9 protein-coding genes are annotated in these 14,438 nt (G+C 72.3%); 2 read left to right on the top strand and 7 right to left on the bottom strand.

All coding sequences use genetic code 11. From position 1 onward, the window contains the following. Window positions 1-24 precede the first annotated feature (24 nt). Complete coding sequence (gene hrpA / locus ABD194_RS05770) at window positions 25-3,960, bottom strand: ATP-dependent RNA helicase HrpA (RefSeq protein WP_343988955.1); 3,936 nt, start codon at window positions 3,958-3,960, stop codon at window positions 25-27. A gap of 145 nt (window positions 3,961-4,105) precedes the next feature. Here hrpA and ABD194_RS05775 point away from each other — a divergent pair, with 145 nt between their 5' ends. Beyond that, window positions 4,106-4,996 carry a hypothetical protein gene (locus tag ABD194_RS05775; RefSeq protein WP_343988957.1) on the top strand — a complete coding sequence of 297 codons (891 nt, stop codon included), beginning with the start codon at window positions 4,106-4,108 and terminating at the stop codon, window positions 4,994-4,996. 4 nt (window positions 4,997-5,000) lie between these two features. Here the strand turns inward: ABD194_RS05775 and ABD194_RS05780 are convergent, their stop codons facing one another. Genes ABD194_RS05780 through ABD194_RS05790 form a run of 3 tightly spaced genes read right to left on the bottom strand, consistent with a single transcriptional unit; the run spans window position 5,001 to window position 7,121 of the window. Beyond that, entirely contained in the window at window positions 5,001-6,230 is a 1,230-nt protein-coding gene (locus ABD194_RS05780) for a lipid II:glycine glycyltransferase FemX (protein WP_343988959.1), read from the bottom strand. 35 nt (window positions 6,231-6,265) lie between these two features. Next, a complete protein-coding gene (locus ABD194_RS05785; RefSeq protein ID WP_343988961.1) occupies window positions 6,266-6,766 on the bottom strand; it encodes a hypothetical protein in 501 nt (166 codons plus the stop codon). Further along, the gene (locus ABD194_RS05790; RefSeq protein WP_343988963.1) at window positions 6,759-7,121 is read right to left on the bottom strand and encodes a hypothetical protein; all 363 of its coding nucleotides are present in this window, start codon (window positions 7,119-7,121) and stop codon (window positions 6,759-6,761) included. Before ABD194_RS05790 ends, ABD194_RS05785 begins: the two co-directional genes overlap by 8 nt. A gap of 252 nt (window positions 7,122-7,373) precedes the next feature. Between ABD194_RS05790 and ABD194_RS05795 the strand changes: the two genes are divergently transcribed. Continuing rightward, window positions 7,374-8,819: an ADP-ribosylglycohydrolase family protein gene (locus ABD194_RS05795; protein ID WP_343988965.1), complete on the top strand. Its 1,446-nt coding sequence runs from the start codon at window positions 7,374-7,376 to the stop codon at window positions 8,817-8,819. 131 nt (window positions 8,820-8,950) lie between these two features. Here the strand turns inward: ABD194_RS05795 and ABD194_RS05800 are convergent, their stop codons facing one another. The 3 genes from ABD194_RS05800 to ABD194_RS05810 form a co-directional block, all read right to left on the bottom strand. Continuing rightward, window positions 8,951-12,289: a TM0106 family RecB-like putative nuclease gene (locus ABD194_RS05800; protein ID WP_343988967.1), complete on the bottom strand. Its 3,339-nt coding sequence runs from the start codon at window positions 12,287-12,289 to the stop codon at window positions 8,951-8,953. A 169-nt stretch (window positions 12,290-12,458) separates the two neighbouring features. Continuing rightward, complete coding sequence (locus ABD194_RS05805) at window positions 12,459-13,046, bottom strand: DoxX family protein (RefSeq protein ID WP_343988969.1); 588 nt, start codon at window positions 13,044-13,046, stop codon at window positions 12,459-12,461. Between the two features lie 135 nt (window positions 13,047-13,181). Continuing rightward, window positions 13,182-14,414 carry an McrC family protein gene (locus tag ABD194_RS05810; RefSeq protein ID WP_343988971.1) on the bottom strand — a complete coding sequence of 411 codons (1,233 nt, stop codon included), beginning with the start codon at window positions 14,412-14,414 and terminating at the stop codon, window positions 13,182-13,184. Window positions 14,415-14,438: the final 24 nt, after the last annotated feature.

Genomic DNA, 14,438 nt, shown 5'->3' on the forward strand with positions numbered 1-14,438 from the left:
GCGGCCCCGGGGTGGCCGGCCAGGTCAGGCGGCCACCTTGGCGATCGCCTTGAGGATGCGCTGCGGGGAGACGCTGTATGCCGTCCCGACCGTCTGCGCGAAGAGGGACACGCGCAGCTCCTCGATCATCCAGCCGATCTCGACGACGTCGGCGGCCCCACGCTGGGCGGGTCTCAGGGAGTCGAGGAGGTCGGCGTAGCGACCCTCGACGAGGTCGACCTGGTCGAGGGCCTGCGCGTCCCGGGCCAGGTTGCCCGGGGCCTTCTCCAGGCGGTGGGCGATGGCGCGCAGGTAGCGGTCGAGGTCGGGCAGCCGGCGCAGTCCGGTGTCGGCGACGAAGCCGGGGCGGACGAGCTCGCGCAGCTGGGCGCGCACGTCGGCGAGCAGGGGTCGCATGGCCGAGCTCGTGGACCGGTCGAGCTCGGCGAGCAGGTTCGTCAGCGCGAGGTGCTTGGCGAGGATCGGCTCCACGAGGCCGACGACCTGCACGACCTTGGCTGTCGTGTGGGTGCGCACGGCCGACAGCGCCCACTCGAAGTCCTCACGGGTGCGCACGGTGTGGTCGGCACGGTCGGTGACCGCGTCGTCGCGGATGGCATCGATGGCTGCGGCGAGGCAGTCGTCGAGCAGGGCCGGGACGCTGCCGTGCGGGTTGTGTCCCAGGGCGAGCTTCTGGGCGTTGGTCAGGCGCGCCAGGATCTGCTTCCACGGCGGCGTGATGCCGAGCAGCAGGAGCCGGCGCACCCCCAGGCGGTGCTCGGCGTCCGCCTCGGCACGCGTGGGCAGCACCCGGAGGTCGACGGCCGAGCCGGTGTCGACGAGGGCGGGGAAGCCCTGGATGCCGCTCGCGCTCTCGAACGTCTCCGCGACCCCCTCGTCGGGGAACTGCGTGAGCGCGGTGCGCTCCACGCTGGAGCCGGCCCGGCTGACCTGCCGGCGCAGCTGCGGGGTGGCCGCGTCACGGACCGCTTCCAAATCCTTGCCGGTGGCGACGGCACGCCCGTCGGGCCCGTCGACCTGGAAGGTGACGGTCAGGTGCGGCGGCACACGTTCGAGGTCGAAGTCGGCGGGGGTGACGGCCACGCCGGCCCGGCGCCGCAGCACGGTGGCGAGCGCTGTCAGGAGCGGACCGGACGTGGGGTCGAGCTCGGGCAGCACGGCGCGGGCGTGGTCGGGCGCGGGCACGAGGTTGCGGCGGATCCCCTTGGGAAGGCTTCGGATCAGCGCGGTGACGAGCTCCTCGCGGAAGCCGGGGACCTGCCAGTCGAAGCCGTCGGGGCTGACCTGGTTGAGCCGGTCGACCGGGATGTGCACCGTGACGCCGTCCTGCGCCGCACCGGGCTCGAACTGGTAGGTCACAGGCAGCACGTTCTCGCCCTGCGCCCACGTCGTCGGGTGGTCCTCGTCGGCGATGCTGCCCGCGCTCTCGCGCAGCAACAGCTCCTCGGTGAAGGTGAGCAGGTCGGGCGTCTGCCGGCGGGCCTTCTTCCACCAGGTGTCGAAGTGCCTGCCGGACACCACCTCGGCGGGGATCCGCTTGTCGTAGAAGGCGATCAAGGTGCTGTCGTCGACGACGATGTCGCGGCGCCGGGTGCGGGCCTCGAGCTCGCCGAGCCGCTCGACGAGGGCGGCGTTCTCGCGGAGGAAGGCGTGCGGGGTGTGCCAGTCGCCCTCGACGAGGGCGTGCCGGATGAAGAGGTCGCGCGCGAGCTCAGGGTCAATGCGGCCGAGGCCGACGACGCGGCCGACGACGAGCGGCACGCCGTAGAGCGTGACCCGTTCCGTCGCGACGGCCGACCCCCGCTTGCCCGACCAGCGCGGCTCGGAGTACTGCCGCTTCACGAGGTGCTCGCCGAGCAGCTCGGCCCACACCGGGTCGATGCGGGCGTTGACCCGCGCCCACAGGCGACTGGTCTCGACGAGCTCCTCGGCCATGACGAACTGGGGCTGCTTGCGGAAGAGCGCCGACCCGGGACTGATGCCGAAGCGCGTGCCGCGCGCGCCGGCATACTCCCGCTTCTGCTCGTCGCGGACGCCGACGTGCGAAAGGAGCCCGGCGAGCAGCGACTGGTGGATCGCGTCGGCGTCGATCTCGCCCTCGCCGACGTGGACGGTGCCTCGGCTGACGTCGAGCCCGGCCTGCTTGGCGGCCTGCTTGACCTGGCTGTGGAGGTCCTGCCACTCCCGGATGCGCAGGTAGTGCAGGAACTCGGCCTTGCAGAGGCGGCGGAAGGCGCTGCTGCTCAGCTCCTTCTGCTGCTCCTTGAGGTAGGCCCAGAGGTTCAGCCAGGTGACGAAGTCGCTCGTCTCGTCGGCGAACCGCTTGTGCGACGCGTTCGCGAGCTCCTGCTTGTCCTGCGGGCGCTCGCGCGGGTCCTGGATCGAGAGCGCGGCGACGATGACGAGCACCTCGCGCAGCACCCCACGCTTGTCGGCCTCGATGACCATGCGGGCGTGGCGGGGGTCGATCGGCAGCGCCGCGATGGTGCGGCCGTATGCCGTCAGGCGGCGTCCCGGTCGTCGCCTCCCTCGCCCGGTGCTGGGCTCCTCGTCCTCGGGCGCGAAGGCCTGCAGCTCCTCGAGCAGCCGGATGCCGTCGGTGATCTGGCGGCTGTCCGGTGGGTCGACGAACGGGAAGCGCGCGATGTCGCCGAGCCCGAGGCTCGTCATCTGGAGGATGACGGAGGCGAGGTTGGTGCGCAGGATCTCGGGGTCGGTGAACTCGGGGCGGCTGTCGTAGTCGTCCTCGGAGTAGAGCCGGATCGCGATGCCGTCGGCGACGCGGCCGCAGCGGCCCGACCGTTGGTTGGCACTGGCCTGGCTGACGCGCTCGATCGGCAGGCGCTGGACCTTGGTGCGCTGGCTGTAGCGGCTGATGCGCGCCGTGCCCGTGTCGATGACGTAGCGGATGCCCGGGACCGTCAGGGACGTCTCGGCGACGTTGGTGGCCAGGACGATCCGGCGCCCGGTGTGCGGTGAGAAGACGCGGTGCTGCTCGGCGGCCGAGAGCCGTCCGTAGAGCGGGACGACCTCCGTGACGGGCAGCTTCATGCCGTTGAGAGCGTCGGCGGCGTCACGGATCTCCCGCTCGCCGGAGAAGAAGACGAGGATGTCGCTGCTCGTGCCGGAGTGCCGCTCGGTCCACAGCTCCTCCACGGCCTCGCAGACGCCCGTGACCATGTCGCGCTCCTCCGCCTCGGGGCGGTCGGGGTCGACGAGCGGGCGGTAGCGGATCTCGACGGGGAAGGTGCGCCCTGAGACCTCGATGATCGGCGCCGGGTCACCCGTGGCCGGGTCGGCGAAGTGTTCGGCGAAGCGCTGCGGGTCGATCGTGGCCGAGGTGATGACCACTTTGAGGTCGGGTCGGCGCGGCAGCAGCTGCTTGAGGTAGCCGAGGATGAAGTCGATGTTGAGGCTGCGCTCGTGGGCCTCGTCGAGAATGATCGTGTCGTAGCGGCGCAGGTCGCGGTCGCGCTGCATCTCGGCGAGCAGGATGCCGTCGGTCATGACCTTGACGAGCGTGTCGCGAGTGGCCTGGTCGGTGAAGCGCACCTGGTAGCCGACGGCCTGCCCCAGCTCGACCTTGAGCTCCTCGGCGAGCCGCTCGGCGACGGCGCGTGCGGCGATCCGGCGCGGCTGGGTGTGCCCGATCTGGCCGTCCAGACCGCGACCCAGCTCGAGGCAGATCTTCGGGATCTGCGTGGTCTTGCCCGAGCCCGTCTCCCCTGCGATGACGACGACCTGGTGGTCGCGGATCGCCTCGGCGATGTCGTCGCGCCGGTCGACCACCGGCAGGTGCTCGGGGTAGGAGATCGGCGGCACGGTGGCTGCACGGGCAGCGCGACGGGCCTCGCGCTGCTCCGGCGAGGGCTGGCGCGGTCCACGGGCTCCCTGCGGGCGGCGGCCTCGGCCGCGAGCGGGCCGCGAACGGGTGGGAGCGTTCGCGGACTCATCGGGCATGGGCGACAGGATAGGCGCGCACCGGACACGGCTTCGAACCGATATCCGAGGCGACGACCCACGCCGGGGTGCTTTTCACCGGTTCGCCCGCGAGAGCGCCGGGCCTCTGCTTGTATGACCCCGTCATCGACGCAGGGGGGACGACGTGGCCGTGCACGACCCGACACCGCCGACGCCCGGCGACCTGCCCGAGTACCGCAGCGACCCTCCACCGAGCCGGTTCACCCTGCCGGGGCGCGCCGACTGGGTGCCGCAGGCGGTGAGGCCGCGACCGGTACCCACCCCGGACGACGTTTCGGGTCCGGCCGCGACGCCCGTCGGGGTGCGCCTGCGGCTGTGGCACCTCGTCGCCGCAGGTTCGATCGTCGCGATGGCTCTCACCGGCATCGCAGTCATCGCCACGGGCCACGAGCCGTCCGGTCGGGCCGACGCCCTGCGCGCCACCGACCGGGCCACAGCCGGACCGACCTGGCCTCCGCCGACGCTCTTTCGGCGTCCCAGCGTGACGCTCGCACCCGGGTTTCCGCCCGCTGCTGCCGTGCCGGCACAGCCACGACAGACGGGCCAGCCGGGAATCCCGGGTCTTCCGGGTCTTCCGGGGCTACCCGGGCTTCAGCCGGTGGCGCCCGGTCTCGGCAGCACCTCGACCGTGCCGGCGCCCGTCCTGACGCCGCGGCTGGTGCCGATCCCCACGAGGGCGGTCACTCCCGTGCCCACCGGCGCCCGCACGGTCCGGTTCGAGGCCTGGGGCGAACGCGGCGCCACCATCGACGTCACGGTGGCGGACTCGCGTCACTCCCAGGCCATGCTGCCGGCGCGGCGCGGACCGGTCGCCTTCGACCTCACGCTGCCCGCGCAGGTCGCGCCGACCGACTTCGTCGTCGTCCGGGTCCAAGTGCCCTCGAACGCGAGCGTGACCTCGCGCGGCGAGGTCGCATGTCGCGTGCTCGTCGGTGGCGTGGTCGTGCGGTCGCAGCAGGGCCGTGGCTCCGTCATGTGCCAGATGTCCCCGTACTACGACGTGCGGCGGCGCTGACGCCTCAGATGTCCCCCTCGGGGGCCGAACCACCGCCGGTGCGCCGCTTGTTGATCGCGATGCGGGCGGCCATGGCCTTGGCGAAGGCGAAGTGCCAGAAGCGGCTGAGCACCAGCTCCCGCTCCCCCACCATCTCGACCACGTCGGCCCCGGCACCGAGCTTGAACAGGAGCAGGCCGGTGAGCGGGCTGGTGGCGCCGAGGGAGGTGTTGAAGCCGCGGAAGTCGTAGGCCTCGCAGCCTGCGGCAGCGGCATCCCGCATGGCCCGCCACTGCAGCGCGTTGGAGGCCCGGGCGTCCCGGTTGCGCTCGGTGGAGCCGCCGTAGAGGTAGGAGAAGGTGCGGCCGAAGCGGATCATCAGCGCGGACGCGAGCACGTCGCCGTCGACGTGGGCCTCGTAGAAGCGTGCCGACACGGGTCCCTCGTCGGTGGCGAAGGAGCGCGCCATGACGTCGAAGTACGCCTTGGGCCGCGGCATGAAGTTGTCGCGGTGGGCCGACTCGACGTAGAGCGCGTGGAAGGTGTCGAGGCCCTCGGCACCGACGGCGCGAACCTGCACGCCCGCCTTCTCGGCCTTCTTGACGTTGCGGCGCCACTGCTGGTTCATGCCCTTGAGCAGCTCTGCCTCGGTGCGGTCCCGCAGGTCGACGATGCAGAGCAGCCGGGGCTGACCGACCGCGACGCCGTCCGCGCCGAGCGAGAGCCAGCCGTTGTGGTCCAGCCAGCCCTCGAGGGAGCGGGCGGTGGGGTTGTCCACGGCCGGCGGCAGCGTCGTGAAGCTCAGCAGGCCGTTGTCGACAACCTGCTTCTTGACCGGCTCACGGTCCCACACGCGGGACACCACGGGGTAGCCGAGGCGCAGGGCGAACGCCTTGTGGGCCTTGGCCCAGGCGACGAGCGGGTCGAGCCACACGGTGGGGTCGGCAGCGACGACGTCCCAGGGCAGTCCGGGTCCCTCCGGCAGGTAGGCATACGACCGCGACAGGCGCGGGATGGTGCGGGAGAGCACGAGCCCGGCCCCGACGCGCCGGCCCGTGGCGTCGAACCAGCCGAGGTGCGTGCGGCGCCAACCGGCCTTCGCGCGTCCCCACGCCGGTGTCTGCAGGAAACTGCCACCGAGCTCGAGGAGGGTCTCGACCGCCTCGTCGCCGGTGATCTCGCGGACCGTCAGGGGCCCGCTCGCGGGCGGCTCGGATGCGGTCGTCGACACAGGGGCAGTGGTCTGCTCGGTCATGGCCGACACCCTATCGGCGCGCCACGGGTGCACTGTCAGCGCCGCGTCGTGGCCGCTTCCGTGGCTGCTGTCGCGCGCGCCGTGCGACGGATCCACCAGAGGCCGACGATCGGCAGCAGGAGCGGGACGTAGCCGTAGCCGGCGCCGAAGTGCGACCACACGGTCTTCTCCGGGAAGGCCGCCTTGTCCACGACGCTCCAGGTGCCGACGACCAGCACGCCGACGAGCTCGATGCTGAGTGCGACGGTGGCGAGGCGCACCGACGTCCGGTCGCCGCGAGCGAGCCCGATGGTGGCGACGAGGTAGATGAGGGCCGCGACGGCCGAGAGGAGGAACGGCACAGGGGCGCGATCGAAGTACTCGGTGATCTGCAGGATCGAGCGGCCGGTCGCCGCCAGGGCGAGCAGGCCGTAGACCGCCACGAGCAGGCGACCGAAGCCGTGTCCGGTGTGCGGGCGCACCGCCTCGGCGCCACCAGCGGCATCAGCGGCACCAGCAGCGCCACGGTCGTCGGGCGTGGGTGTGGTCTCAGACATTGAGGCTCCAGACCTGCTGCAGTCGGGCGACGAGGATGGCCACGACGAGAGCGCCGCCCAGCACGACGGCCATCGCCCACTGCGTCTTCTCCTTGACGGCGATGACGACGCTGGCGGGCACGACGAGCAGCACCGTGAAGAGGTAGGCGATGAACGTGGCGCGCTCGGCCCCGTCGGCGATCGCGCCCGACTTGGCGAGGCCGACGACGAGCTGCACGAGCAGGGCAAGCTCCAGGCCTGCGCCGACGAGGATGAGCGGGTCGTCGACGAGGCGTCGCCGCAGCAGGTGGTGGGCGGCCAAGAGGCCCAGCACGGCGCATCCGGCGAGGAGCACGATGGTCAGCGGTTGGAGCACGCGAGAAGCCTACGGCGTGGGCAGCGACGCCCCGAGCCGGGCGCGGCGGCCGGGAGCGGCGGCCGGGGGCGGCGCCGGCCGAGGTGAGGGGACCCGACGAGCGCCGCGCCTCGACAGGCTGGGCGTGGAGGGACCGGACAGCCGGCGCGGCCGTCGCGGCGCGGCCGGTACGTTTCATGCACAGCGTCCACAGCACCAGCCCGCGCCACCCGCGCCAACCCGCACCACCCCCGTGTCGCCCGAGGAGCAGCCGTGCCCATCCGCCCCATCGCCGTCGACCGAGCCGCCGGAGTCCTCCTCGGGGAGGCATGTGGCGACGCCCTCGGCGTGCCCTACGAGATGGCGGCACCGCCGGTCGGCGAGGCCGTCATGAAGGGCGGAGGCCTCGGCCCCTACGAGCCCGGTGAGTGGAGCGACGACACGCAGATGACGCTGTGCGTGGCCCGCGTGGCGGCCCGCGGCATCGACCTCACCTCCCCCGAGGGGCTCGACGAGGTGGCGGAGGCCTTCACGGCCTGGCTGGACGGTGGCGCCACCGACGTGGGCATCCAGACCAGGGAGGTGCTGACCCGTGCCAAGCAGCTGACCGGCCGTCCGCACGAGAGGCTGACGCGCGCCAGTGTCGAGCTGCACGCGCGCACCGGGCTCACCGCGGGCAACGGCGCGCTGATGCGCACCCCCATCGTCGGGCTCTCGGCGCTCGAGGACCGCGAGGCGACAGCCCACGCGGCCCGCGCGATCGCCCGGCTCACGCATGCGGATCCCCTGGCCGCCGACTCCGCGGTGCTGTGGTCCGAGGCCATCCGGGTCGCTGTCACGGAGGGGCGCCTGGACCTCACGGCGGGTCTGGATCTCGTCACGCCCGCCGACGCGGCGCGCTGGGGCGACTGGGTCGAGGCGGCGACGGGTGCCGAGCCGGGCGGCTTCGGCGACAACGGCTTCACCGTGACGGCCCTGCAGGACGCCTGGGCCGCGATCACCACGACCGACCGCGGCGACGGCTCGGCCATGCACCTGCAACGGGGGCTGCAGGCGGCGGTGCGCGCGGGCCACGACACCGACACGGTCGCGGCCATCGCCGGCTCATTGCTGGGTGCACGCTACGGCGCCTCGGCGGTACCCACCCAGTGGCGGCGCATGGTGCACGGGTGGCCGGGCCTGCGAGCGCACGACCTCGTCGAGCTGGCCGTCTCGACATCGGCGCGTGGGAGGCGGGTCGGGGAATGGCCGTCCGTCGTGTCGATGGGTGACACCGGCATCCCGGCTCTCGGCATCCCGCACCCGATCGACCCCGACATCGTGCTCGGGACCATCTCGGACCTCGGCCGGGTGCGTGAGCTGGACGTGCAGGCGATCGTCTCGCTGTGCGCGCTGGGCCTGGACGACATCCCGGCGGCGGGCATGACCGCCCGCGAGCACATCGAGTTCTGGATCAACGAGGAGGAGCAGGAGGAGTCGAACCCCCACCTCGACTTCGTCCTCGACGACGTGTCGTCAGCGCTGCGGCAGTTCCGCGCCGAGGGCAAGCGGGTGCTCGTGCACTGCCGTCAGGGGATCGAGCGCACCCCGGCCGTCGCCCTGCGGTATGCCGTCGACCTGGGAGTCGCTCCCGAGCTCGCCGAACGCTCGATCCGGGCGGCGCTGCCGCACATCCGCGGCCAGGGGCGGCTCTGGGACGTGGCAGCCCACGGCGCCTGACGGCACCGGCCGCGATCTTCAGCAGCCGGCCCCGGCGCTTGAGGGCGCCGCAGACCGCCGCCCGGAGCACCGGGCAGAACAGCCGGACCAGCCGGTCCCCGAGGTCCCGGTCGTGTCGCGGCCGCGACGCCTCACACCTCCTTCGCCTCGTCGACGTAGCGGCACAGGGCGTTGACGGCACGCAGCTCCTCGGGGGTGTGCACGGCCGCGTCCGTGAGCAACGGGCTACCGACGAGAACCGCCATCGCCCGCGCCCGTGAGATCGCCACGTTGAGGCGGTGCAGGTCGTAGAGGAACGAGACGCCGCGCGGTGCGAGGGCTGCGGTGGTGCTCGCCAGGGAGTAGATGACAACCGCTCCCTGCTGACCCTGGAACTTGTCGACGGTGCCGACCCGGGCGCCCTCCGGCAGCTCGGCGACGAGAGTGGCGACGTGGGAGTTGTAGGGAGCCACCACCAGGATGTCGGACAGCGTGATGCCATGTGGCATCCCGTCCGCGTCGGTCCAGCGGCCCCGCAGCAGGTCGTCGACGAGCGCACGGACCACGCGAGCCTCCTGACGGCTCGACTGCTCGCATGGAACGTCGTGCTCGACCGGCACCCAGCGCAGGCCGTCGCCCGAGAGGGCGCCGGGCGCGTCGACGGACAGGCGCTCTCGGCCGGGTGCCGACTCGAGCCGCCCTTCGTAGGCCAGCTCGGAGACGAAGGCGGTCAGGCTCGGGTGCATCCGGTGGGTGCGGTCCAGGAACACCCCGCGCTCGGCCGGGATGACGTCGTGCAGCAGCCCCTCGTGGTCCACGCGGAGGTGGTCGAGCGCCGAGACACCGGAGCCGTAGGGGTGGACGGCCTTGGTGGGCTGCGTGAGCTGCTGCGGGTCGCCGAGCAGGACGAGGGACCGGGCGGCAGGCGCGACGGCGACCGCGTTGGCCAGGGAGAACTGGCCCGCCTCGTCGATGACGAGCACGTCGACGGAGCCCTCCATGTCGTCGCGCGACCACAGCCAGGCGGTGCCTCCCACGAGCGTCGCCTCCCCCGTCGAGAGGGCCGCTGCGACGGCGGAGTTGTCGGTCGTGTGGCGGACGAGGGAGTCCGCGTCGGTCGGCTCGTCGCCCTCCTCGGCGTTGCTGCCGTCCTTGTGCAAGGCCGGACGGCCGACCTCGTGCAGCAGGTTGAGGACCACGGCGTGCGACTGCGCGGTGACACCGACCCGGAGGCCGGCGTCGAGCAGCTCGCGGATGAGGGCCGAACCGGCATACGTCTTGCCGGTGCCGGGCGGTCCCTGCACCGCCAGGACCTGCCCGTCCAGGCTGCATCCGACGCGGACGACGACGTCCTTCGGCGTCTCCTCGCCACAGGCCGCGAGCGCCTCGGCCGTCGGCACCACCCGTGCCAGCAGCCGCGTCGCGAGGTTGCTTCCGCCCGACAGTGCCAGCTCGCCCGTGCGCGCGATGCTGGCCCGCAGCACCTGGTCCATCACGGGACCGGGGCCACCGAGTCCGCGCGGCCGCGGCGGCTCCAACGCCTTCTTCATGGACAGCTCGACCCACCCCTCGACCGGGTCGAGGGCGACGACCTTGCCGACCGTGGCGTGCGTGTCGACATCGGGGGCGTACTTGCCGACCGGCACCTTGCACTCCTGCGGCGGGAACGGGTAGCGCCAGACCCTGGACTGCTTGACGACCCGCACCTCCTCGGGCTCACCCAGGTCGCCGATGGCGGTGGCGTCCTCGACGAGCTCGGCCGTCTCGAGCTCCTTGTAGCGGAAGAAGTCCCACCACTCGGGCCTCTTCTCACGGCGGTGCCAGCCGACGAGGCCGGCGAGCAGCTCGTGACCGTGCTCGACGAGCCGCTCGGACAGCTCGATCTCGGCGCGCTCGTCGTCGCCCATCTCACGCAGCTCGGAGGACACCGGCCGCGACAGCACGTGTCCCGCCGTCTCGAGCTCGCGTCGGCGCTCCTCGAGCCAGTCGTGCAGGGCGAGGGTGGAGCGCACGTCCTCCTCGTTGTAGCGCCGGATGTCGTCGAGGATGGACTGGTCGGGCGAGCCGTCGTCGCGGCCGGCGAGCCAGCGTTCGTACTCGACGACGGAGGAGAGCCCGTCGGCGACACCGGCACCCTCGGCGGGTCGCGTGTGGCCCCAGTAGAACTCCTCGAGCTTCTTGATGGAGTAGGAGCCCTTGCTGATGCGCACGCCCTGGCGCACGACGGCGTAGAGGTCGACGAAGGCCTCGTGCCGCAGGAGCTGGTCGAGCTCGGCCTCCCGCGTCGCGTGCTGTCCGACGAGCCGCTTGAGGGCGGTCGTCTCGTAGGGCGCGTAGTGGTAGACGTGCATGCCCGGGTGGCGGTGCCACCGGTCGGTCAGCCAGTCGAGCAGGTCGGTGGTCAAGCGCCCCTCGTCCGCGAAGTCGTGGGCCCAGAAGCCGACGAACTCGCCCTCGCGGGTCCAGATGCCCGCGAGGTACTCGCGGCCGGCACCGCCCTCGGCCCACGGGTCACCCTCGAAGTCGAGGTAGACGTCACCCGGGTCGGGCTCGGGCAGCATCTGCAGCCCGCGCGCGGGCTCCGGGTCGAGCAGCTGGAACTGCGCCTCGCCGGTCTCGCGCTCGGCGAGCTGGAGCCGCGCCTGCTGGAGCAGCCGCCGGCGGGTCGTGGGCGACAGAGCCGGCGCCAGCTGCTCCTCGGACGCCTCGGCGAGCGAGCGGAGCGTGGGGATGCCCAGGTCGATGAGCGCGGCCCGGTGGTCGGCGCGCATGCCGGCGACCTGGATCAGGTCGTCGCGGTCGAGCCACTCCTGCGCGCACCGCTCCTTCCACCGGCACTGCCCACAGTGCTGGACGCGGGCGGACTCGGTCTCGCGCGGGTCGGCGATGGCGTCGAGCAGCTCGGCCCGGCGACGACGCGCGTAGGGCGCGACGTCGACGAGCCGCCACGGGTGCGCCTCGGTGTCGCCCGTGACGACCGTCAGCCACTGCGGCGGCACACCCTGCAGCACCTCGAGGCGGGCGGCATACGTGGCCATCTGGAGCAGCGCGGGCACCTTGAGCCGGCGCGCGAGCTTGGTGTCGGCGATGTCGTAGCGCCAGGGACCGAGGTCGCTCGGCTCGTCGACGCGCAGGAGGAAGTCGGCCAGGCCCACCCAGTGGCCGTCGAAGAAGGTCGCCTGGTAGATGACGTCGACGCCGCGCCGCATGGCATCCAGCGTGGCGGCCTCGGCCCCGGACCCCCGCACGCCGAGGGCCGCGATGTCCTCGACGACGTGCCCCTCGGCGCGCAGCCGCTCGAGGTAGGCCCGCTCGTGCTCGAGGCCCTTGGCGAAGACGAGGTTCAGCGAGTCGTCGGCCCCACTCGCCCGCGAGGCCCGGGCGTCAGGGGCGTCGAGCGCCTGCAGGTCGAGCGTGGTGATGTGCGCGCAGGCGACGTGCTTGGTCAGGTCCGTGGGACTGAGGACGAGGTGGCCGTCGATCCGCTGCATGGCGCCGAGTATGCCGTCCGGCACCGACAGCCTCCGTTCGGGTGCGGCCCGGCGATTCAGGGCGAAGCGGACGCAGCAGGAAGGCGGTCCTCCGAGGAGGACCGCCTCGCTGCTCGGGCCCCGGGGCCCTCGCTGGTGACCGTGTCAGGGAGCACGGTCACCGACCCGCTCACCTCAGGAAGCCGTTACCGACATGGCGGCCCCACCACTTGCCGAGGCCCCAGGTGTCCCCGGCCAGCGTCGTGGCGATCACCGCGACGCCGAGCGCCTCGATCCAGTGGCTGTCGATGAGTGGGTTCGTGTAGACGCCGGTGGTGCCGAGGGGGAACTCGGCCAGGTACATCAGCGCGAGGAGGACCGCAGCGCTCCACGCCGCGATCTTGAGGCCGGCGCCGGCGAGGAGTGCGACGCCGATGCCGAGGAGTGCTGCCATGAAGAGCCAGTCGGCCCACGGGCCGGCCATGTTCTTGAACATGCTGGCGAAGGGACCTTCCGCGCCCTTCATGAAGCCCTGTGCGGGCGCGCCGCCGTGGATCCAGGCCTTCGCCGCCGGCGTCATGTAACCGAGGCCGAAGAGCTTGTCGATGAAGGGCCACAGGAAGGTGAAGCCGAGGACGATGCGCAGCCCCGCGAGGAACCTACGAGCAGCGGCCGAACGGACCACCTCCTCCTGGAAGGTGACGACGCCCTTGGTGGGATCGTGACGGCTGCCCGTCGCGGTGCCTTGCGTGTTGGTGTCACGAGGGATGGTGCCCATGGAACTCAACTCCAGAACTCGGTGTGCGTTCCGGCAGCTACTCTGTCGGTACTACAAAGCGTAGTAGTCAGCGGAAGGGACCGCCAGAGAACCGTTGCGGTGCCGATGTGATCTCGCAGACACGTGGCCGACCGGTCAGGCGCCGGTCCTGACGACCTCCGGCACCTCGAGCCCGCCCCGCCCGTCGGCGAGCTCGCGGACCAGTCCGGCGAGCGCGTCCAGCGAACGGCACACTCCGGCATACGAACCGTCGAGGCGGATGGGCCGGCACAGGATCCGGGTGCCCGCGTTGCGGATGACGATCTCCGACTCGGGCGCACGCTGGCTGTTGCAGTGCACCAGCAGACCCGTCGGCAACGCCATGGCCGTCGTGTACGCGACGAGCTCGAGGTAGTCGCGCGAGGCGAGATAGCCGTCGGCCCCCATCGAGTACCTCGCGTCGCCGACGAGCACGACCTCGCTCCCCCGCCGCACCACGAGGTCGGGCGCCATGGTGACGGCGCGGCCCTCGTCGAGCCAGACGTCCTGGTCGCGCTGGATGCGCAGCTCGGGGGCGAGGCGCACGTCGAGCTCCTGGCCGATCCAGCGGCGGAAGAGGTCGTCCATGTCGACCATGAGGCTGTTGGCCTGCTGGTCGCCGGCCTCGTGGCTGAGCGACATCGCCTGCAGGACAAGGCGGCTGAGCCGCATGGCGTCCTCGTAGTGCTCGTTGAGCCGTGTGATCGGCAGGGGTGTCGTATGCCGCGTCGCCGGCGTGTCGGCGACGCCCTCGAAGCGTCCGAGCACCCGCAGAGCCTCCCGGCGCACGTGTGGGGCCAGCTGGGGCCACGAGAGGATCGCCTGGAGGGTGCAGCGCAACAGCTGGTTCTCGGCGATGTCGGCGGTGAAGTCGTCGAAGCGGCACTGCGGCTCGGCGGCGCTCCACGGCCGGCGGGCGAACTCCTCGACGAGCAGGCGCCCGCGGATCATCCGCATCCGCTCCTCGCGCGCGACGTACCCGTGGACGAGCCCACGCATGGTGGCCGAGTCGATGAGGCGGATCGCGAAGTAGGCGACGCCGTCGATGAGCTCATCGGTGTCGCTCCACGTGACGTGCTCGTGGTCGAACGCGTCGGGGGCCACGCCTGCACCCAGCATCGCGAAGAAGTTGGTGACCGAGACCCGCGGCGTCACGCGGACGACGAGGCCGGGGACGGCGAGGGCACCGACCCAGCTCGTCGCGCCGATGGTCACGACGTCCGGGTCGGCCGTCGCGTGGATGACGAGGCGCTCCCCCGCGGCGGTGACGAGGGCGGCGCGTGTCTCGCGGGACAGGCGCACCGGCCCCGAGCGGCCGTGCTCGGGGATCGGCGCCAGCTCGATGGTCATCGGCGCCTGGAGGGGGCGTCGGCG

The sequence above is a fragment of the Terrabacter terrae genome, from assembly GCF_039529575.1.
GTDB lineage: Bacteria > Actinomycetota > Actinomycetes > Actinomycetales > Dermatophilaceae > Terrabacter > Terrabacter terrae.